The sequence below is a fragment of the Mesorhizobium sp. M1050 genome, from assembly GCF_040318715.1.
In the GTDB taxonomy this organism is placed as follows: domain Bacteria; phylum Pseudomonadota; class Alphaproteobacteria; order Rhizobiales; family Rhizobiaceae; genus Mesorhizobium.
Genome location: NZ_JAMYMV010000030.1, coordinates 63285 through 69968 on the forward strand (window position 1 = coordinate 63285; position 6684 = coordinate 69968).

At 62.7% G+C, this 6684-nt stretch carries 6 protein-coding genes and 1 pseudogene; 5 read left to right on the forward strand and 2 right to left on the reverse strand.

From position 1 onward, the window contains the following. Window positions 1-80 precede the first annotated feature (80 nt). Window positions 81-335 carry a hypothetical protein gene (locus tag NKH57_RS17895; RefSeq protein ID WP_352485932.1) on the reverse strand — a complete coding sequence of 85 codons (255 nt, stop codon included), beginning with the start codon at window positions 333-335 and terminating at the stop codon, window positions 81-83. A 236-nt stretch (window positions 336-571) separates the two neighbouring features. Next, entirely contained in the window at window positions 572-1240 is a 669-nt protein-coding gene (locus tag NKH57_RS17900; protein WP_023758719.1) for a GntR family transcriptional regulator, read from the reverse strand. A gap of 130 nt (window positions 1241-1370) precedes the next feature. Here NKH57_RS17900 and NKH57_RS17905 point away from each other — a divergent pair, with 130 nt between their 5' ends. The 5 genes and pseudogenes from NKH57_RS17905 to NKH57_RS17925 form a co-directional block, all read left to right on the forward strand. Next, a complete protein-coding gene (locus NKH57_RS17905; protein ID WP_031260025.1) occupies window positions 1371-1958 on the forward strand; it encodes an amino acid synthesis family protein in 588 nt (195 codons plus the stop codon). Next, window positions 1951-3747 (forward strand): alpha/beta fold hydrolase, encoded by a 1797-nt coding sequence (locus NKH57_RS17910; RefSeq protein ID WP_352730027.1) that lies wholly within the window; start codon window positions 1951-1953, stop codon window positions 3745-3747. Before NKH57_RS17905 ends, NKH57_RS17910 begins: the two co-directional genes overlap by 8 nt. 5 nt (window positions 3748-3752) lie before the next feature. Continuing rightward, window positions 3753-4802 (forward strand): LLM class flavin-dependent oxidoreductase, encoded by a 1050-nt coding sequence (locus tag NKH57_RS17915; protein WP_352834751.1) that lies wholly within the window; start codon window positions 3753-3755, stop codon window positions 4800-4802. Continuing rightward, complete coding sequence (locus NKH57_RS17920) at window positions 4799-6277, forward strand: aldehyde dehydrogenase (RefSeq protein ID WP_023758715.1); 1479 nt, start codon at window positions 4799-4801, stop codon at window positions 6275-6277. The genes NKH57_RS17915 and NKH57_RS17920 overlap by 4 nt, the downstream gene beginning before the upstream one ends. An 82-nt stretch (window positions 6278-6359) precedes the next feature. After that, a pseudogene (locus NKH57_RS17925) lies at window positions 6360-6684 on the forward strand (ABC transporter substrate-binding protein); the annotation flags it as partial.

The following is a 6684-nucleotide window of genomic DNA, read 5'->3' on the forward strand; positions in this document are numbered from 1 at the left end:
GTTGATGTGGCATCCTTCCAATCGCGCGAGGTCGCATTCGCCGGAAATCGGCAGCAGGGCGAGCGACCGGGAATGGAATACTACAGTGATGTTTTTTCTGGAGAGAGGGCGGGTCGCGGCCTGGATGCTAGGTCAATAGCTTCAGCTTCGCCAATTCCCGTCATACACAGCAGCCGAATTACCGTTTCCTGGGTGACGGAGGTGGTTAGCTCCTCCTTCGCGAAAGCAAGGCTCACGCCCACAATGGCAAAAGTCGCCATTTTCCAGGTGAGTTTTGCGTCTTCCCTTGCCGGTGGAAGTCGCCTGGTTCGACCACCCAACTTGACGAGCGTCATGCGGCGAGATCATGCTGACGAACAGAGAGACTTTGACTGTCTCCTCCATTTTCTTCCGCTCCTAGGACGTTGTCGGTCATGACGCGAGCGACCGCGACGCCGAGGCTTGCGCAAGGGAAACAGCTTCCGCGGACGGGCCTACCAAAAAAATTTAGTGAAAGGCGCGGACGTGCGCACCCGGAGTCGCCCCCCGGGGACAGCCTTGCCGATTCGACAGAGGCAGCGTCAGGAGAAAATCAGTTGGGACGCAAGGACAGCCGCGCGATGTTCCAAGCCTGCTCGACATGGTGCCGGGCGGCGGCTTGCGCCTTGTCGGCCTCACGTGCCCTTATCGCGTTCATGATATCTTCCATCTCGGCGATCGCGGGACCGCGCCGGTTGGCCGAGGCGATCGTCATTGATCGCAATTGATTGATGCGCACGTTCAATCCTTGCACGATTTCCCAGGCGATCAGCTTGCCTGCGGCAACAAACAAATTCTCGTAAAAGCGCGATGTTGCCCGCATCACCTCGACGGGGATGCTTGAGGCCCATGCCTTGAGCAGGTCCTCATACGCGCGTTCGAGACCTTCAATCTGTTCGCTGGTTGCGGTGAGGGCGCAGGCACGCGCCGCGATCCCCTCAAGCAAGGCACGCAACTCATAGATCTCCTCCGTACGGTTGAGGTCGGGTCGCGCTACCGCCGGCCCGTGCCCTGGAATCATCTGGACAAGGCCCTCGGTCTCCAACTGACGCAGCACTTCTCGAACCACGGAACGACTGACGCCGAGTTGGTCGCAAAGCGGCCGTTCGACAAGCCTTTCACCTGGCTGGAACCGAAAATCCATGATCGCCTCGCGCATGCGTTCCAGCGCCAGGGTCCGAAGCGTTTTTGTCGAGCGCTCGATGCGAAGTGTATCGTCCATGGATTGGTCCTTTCACGAATGACGAAACCAGATTCGAATGCCTGTTGACAAGGCGCTTTGGCCGATAATAGTATGGTATACCATATTATGGAATGTGAGTTCAACCTTGGTCAGTTTCCAGAGGACCTCTATGAGCCCTGCTATTCGGAAGATAGTGACCCATGTCGAGACCACTCTGATCGAGGGTGGCAAGGCGGCACCCAGGCCCCTGCGCCTAATAGGCGTCGCTGCTGTCTTGGACAACCCGTGGGCAGGCAAGGGGTTTACCGATGACCTTTCGCCCGCGATACGGGCCTATGCGCCGGTGCTTGGCGAGTTGCTTACCCGTGAGATTCTTGCCGTCGCCGGTTCCGGCGAGGCGATCGAGGGCTACGGCAAGGCTGCCATCTGCGGCACCTCAGGCGAGATCGAACACGCCTCGGCGCTGATCCACACCCTGCATTTCGGCAACCACTATCGCCGTGCCGTTGGCGCCAAGACCTATCTCGCCTTCACCAATCTGCGTGGCGGGCCGAACACGCCAATCATGATCCCGCTGATGGACAAGAACGACGAAGGCCGCCGCTCCCACTATCTGACCGTGCATTTCCAGATCGGCGACGCGCCGGCGCCGGACGAACTGGTGGTGGCGCTCGGCGCTTCCATTGGCGGACGTCCGCACCACCGCATCGGCGACCGCTATCAGGATCTGAAAGAGGTCGGTGATCTGCATGGCTGACGCCGCCGCCCTTGCATGGGTCCGGGACACGGCTCCGGACGGAACCGGCTTCATCCGTGCCGGCTCCGGCGCGCCGGTTCTGCTCATCCACGGCGTCGGCATGAATGCCGGGATCTGGCAGGCGCAGATCGAGCTGATGCAGGATCGCCGCGAGCTGATCGCCATCGATATGCTCGGCCATGGAAATTCGCCGCTGCCGCCGGAAAACTCCAACCTGTCCGACTTTGCCGACCAGGCGATCCGCTTGCTCGATCACCTCGGTCTCGCCTCTGTTTCGATCGTCGGCCACTCCATGGGGGCGCTGGTCGCTCTCGAAATCGCCCTTCGCGCACCGTCGCGTGTCGACTCCGTCATCTGCCTCAACGGCGTGTTCCGTCGTCCTGAGGCATTGGCGCAGGCGGTGCGCGAACGCGCGGCAGCACTCGGCTCTCATGGCGATCCTTCGGCCATCGCCGCAACGCTTGCCCGCTGGTTCGGCGACCCGCTGCCGGCCACCCTTGCCAGTGCAGCCGCAACGGCACGCACGGCGCTTGAAGGAGTCAGCGCTCAGGGCTACGCGCGCACCTATCGGCTGTTTGCCCGCGCGGATACCGAGCATGTCGACCGCCTGGCCGAGCTCGCAGCGCCGGCACTGTTCATGACCGGATCGGAAGACAGGAATTCCACGCCGGCCATGTCGGCGGCGATGGCCCGACTGGCACCGCACGGGCAATGTCTCGTTCTCAGCGGCGAAAGACACATGATGACAATCGCTTCGCCGGAAAAAGTGACTCAACACATGATGGCGTTTCTCGATGCGGAGAAAGACGCTGCCATTAGGCCGGAGACGGCTGCTGCATTTGACGCCGGCGAATTCAGGCGGGCGCTCGGCTCGTTCCTGACCGGTGTCACCATCGTCACCACGGTCAGTGCGGAGGGCGAGCCACGCGGCTTCACCGCCAACTCCTTCACCTCGGTCTCGCTCGATCCGCCGCTGGTGCTTGTGTGCATCGCCAAGAAGGCGTTGGGGCACAGCGCCTTTTCGACCTCAAGAGGTTTCGCCATCAACATCCTGTCGGAGAGCCAGAAGGCAGAATCCGGCATCTTCGCCTCCAAGGCCGCCGATAAATTCGCTTCTGTTGCCTGGCAGTCCGGGCAAACCGGCAATCCGCTGATCGACGGTTCCGTCGCCGTATTCGATTGCGGCATGGAGCAACTGGTCGACGCAGGTGACCATTCGATCCTGATCGGCCGCGTTCGCGACTTCACCCACAATGGCGCGCAGCCGCTTGGCTATTGCCGCGGCACCTATGTCACACCCGGCCTCAGCCAGGAGGCGCTGGCGGCAGCACCTCATGGGACCGAAGTTGGTGCCATTCTCGAGAATGAAGGCCGCGTGCTGTTCTTCGAAACACCGGGCGGTTTCCACGAATTGCCGGCGGGTCGCGGGCTGGGCTCGCCGAAGGACGCTCGCAGCCTCAAGGGATGCCTCGCCGCCAAGGCTGTCGACGCACAGCTCGGCTTCCTGTTTGCGGTGTGGGACGACGCGGCCGATCCGTCGCGCTCACACGTCTACTACCGGGGAACGGTTACCGCACCCAATCCCAGCGATCGCCAGACGCGGCTTGTCGAGATCGACGATATCGCCGATCTGAAGATCGCCGATCCGGCGGTTCGTTCCATGCTGACCCGCTATATCAGTGAACGCACGGAAGATGCTTTCGGTGTCTATGTCGGCAACGAGGTCGAAGGCGAAGTCCGGCCGCTCGCCAGGGCCGCGTCGTCCCAAGCTCTTACTGGTCGCAGGTGATGCCAATGAAATTTTCGCTGTTCGTCCACATGGAGCGCTCGGATCTGGCGAAGCCGCATTCCGAGCTTGTTGCCGAACTGGAGGAACTTGTCGTGCTGGCCGACAAGGCCGGCTTCGAGACCGCCTGGATCGGTGAGCATCACGGGATGGAATTCACCATCTCGCCCAACCCTTTCATCACCATCGCCTATTTGGGCGCCAAGACGAGCACGATCCGGCTCGGCACCGGAACCATCGTCGCGCCGTTTTGGCACCCGATCAAGCTTGCAGGCGAAGCGGCGATGGCCGACGTCATCACCGGCGGCCGGCTCGACATCGGCATTGCACGCGGCGCCTATGCATACGAATACCAGCGGCTTTTCCCCGGGCTCGAAGCCTGGGGCGCGGGTCAGCGCATGCGCGAAATGGTGCCGGCGATCCGTGGCCTGTGGGATGGCGATTTCGAACTCTCCGGCGAATTCTGGTCGTTCCCGTCGACCACCTCGTCGCCCAAACCGCTGCAAAAACCTTATCCGCCGATCTGGGTGGCGGCGCGTGACCCCAATTCGCACGACTTTGCGGTGGCCAATAAATGCAATGTCCAGGTGACGCCGCTCGCCTCCGGCGATGGCGAAGTGGTGAGCCTGATGGAGCGCTTCAACACGGCCTGTGCTGCTCATCCCGAAATAGCGCGACCCGAGATCATGCTCTTGATGCACACATTCGTCGCCGAGGACGCAGCCGACGCCGAGCGTCTGACGCAGGACCTGTCGCAATTCTATTGCCAGTTCGGCGCTTGGTTCCAGAACAAGAAGCCGGTGCGCCAGGGCGTGCTGGAAGAACTGACGGAGGGCGAGATTGCGGCCATGCCGCAATATGCACCGGACAAGATCCGGCAGCATCTTGTGATCGGCGAGGCAGACGAAGTGATCGCCAGGCTGAAGGCCTATGAGGCGCTCGGTTACGACCAGTATTCGATCTGGATCGACAGCGGCCTTTCGCATGAGCGCAAGAAGAAATCGCTGCAGCTGTTCATCGACAAAGTGATGCCGGCCTTCCAGGGACCGCGCGCGTGACGAGCACCGGCGAATTCAGGAACTACATAGACGGCCAGTTCGTGGAGGCCGCCTCGACCTTCGACAGCATCGACCCGTCGACCGGCACAACATGGGCAAAAATGCCCGCGGCTTCAGCCGCCGATGTCGACCGCGCCGTCGCGGCCGCACATCGGGCACTGCACTCCGGCCCATGGGCAGCGATGACCGCAACGGCGCGCGGCAAGCTTCTGGTGCGGCTCGGCGATCTGGTTGTCGCCAATGCCGACCGGCTGGCGGAACTCGAGACGCGCGACACCGGCAAGATCATCCGCGAGACGCGCGCCCAGATCGCCTATGTCGGCGACTACTACCGCTATTATGGCGGGCTGGCCGACAAGCACGAAGGCTCATTTGTCCCGATCGACAAGGCCGACATGGAAGTGACCATCCGACCCGAGCCGATCGGCGTCGTCGCGGCGGTCGTGCCGTGGAATTCGCAACTCTTCCTGTCCGCCGTCAAGCTCGGCCCGGCCTTGGCGGCCGGCTGCACTGTCGTCCTCAAGGCTTCGGAGGATGGCCCCGCCCCACTGCTGGCCTTTGCCGAACTCGTGCACGAGGCGGGCTTTCCCGCCGGCAGCGTGAACATCCTGACCGGCTTCGGCCATGATTGCGGCCACCGCCTGACCAGCCATCCGCTCATCGCCCGCGTTGCCTTCACAGGTGGTCCGGCAACCGCCCGCCAGATCGTCAGGAACACCGCGGAAAACCTTGCCTCCACGACGCTCGAACTGGGCGGCAAAAGCCCCGTCGTGGTGTTTGCCGATGCCGATCTCGACAGCGCCGCCAACGCGGTCGTCGCCGGTATCTTCGCCGCCACCGGCCAGAGCTGCGTCGCCGGCTCGCGCCTGCTGGTCGAGCGTTCAGTGAAGGACGAGTTCCTCGCCCGGCTCAAGCACAAGGCCGAGGCGATCCGGATCGGCGACCCGCAGGATCCCGAAACGGAAATGGGGCCGCTTGCCACATCGCGGCAGCGCGAATGGATCGAGAAGACCGTCGCCGAAAGCCTCACCAGTGGCGGCCGGCTGGTCACCGGCGGCAAGCGCCCCGAGGGCAAGGCGGACGGCTTCTACTACGCGCCGACGATCATCGAGGCATCAGACCAGAACCTTGCCTGCGTGCGCGAAGAGCTGTTCGGTCCGGTGCTGAGCGCGCTTGCCTTCGACAGCGAGGCTGAAGCGCTGTCGCTTGCCAACGACACCAGGTTCGGCCTCGCTTCCGGCGTGTTCACCACCAATCTCGCGAAAGCCCATCGCATGGCGCGCGGCATCCACGCCGGTGTGGTCTGGATCAACACCTATCGCGCCGTCTCGCCGCTGGTTCCGTTCGGCGGCTATGGCCAGTCAGGCCTTGGCCGCGAAGGCGGCATGGACGCGATCCGCGACTACACGCGTTCGAAATCGGTGTGGATACGCACCTCCGACGACCCAATTCCCGATCCTTTTGTCATGCGGTAGCCGCCGCGGACGGGGATTCGCGATCAAGGCGAAAACGCCGATCGCGAACAGCCAACAACGAAAACAAACAGAGGAGAACGACATGAAACTGATTTTCACCGGCATTGTTGCCGGACTGCTTGCAACGACGGCCGCCAAGGCCGAGGAAATGGTCTTCACCAGCTGGGGCGGAACAACCCAGGAAGCGCAGACCAAATCGTGGGCCGAGCCCTTCACCGCCGCATCCGGCATCAAGGTCCTGCAGGACGGGCCGACCGACTACGGCAAGCTGAAGGCCATGGTCGACGCCGGTAGCGTCAACTGGGATGTCGTCGACGTCGAGATGGATTTCGCCATCAAGGCGGCCAAGGACGGCCTGCTGGAGCCGATCGATTTCGCCGCTGTGCCGAAGGCCGATCTCGATCCGC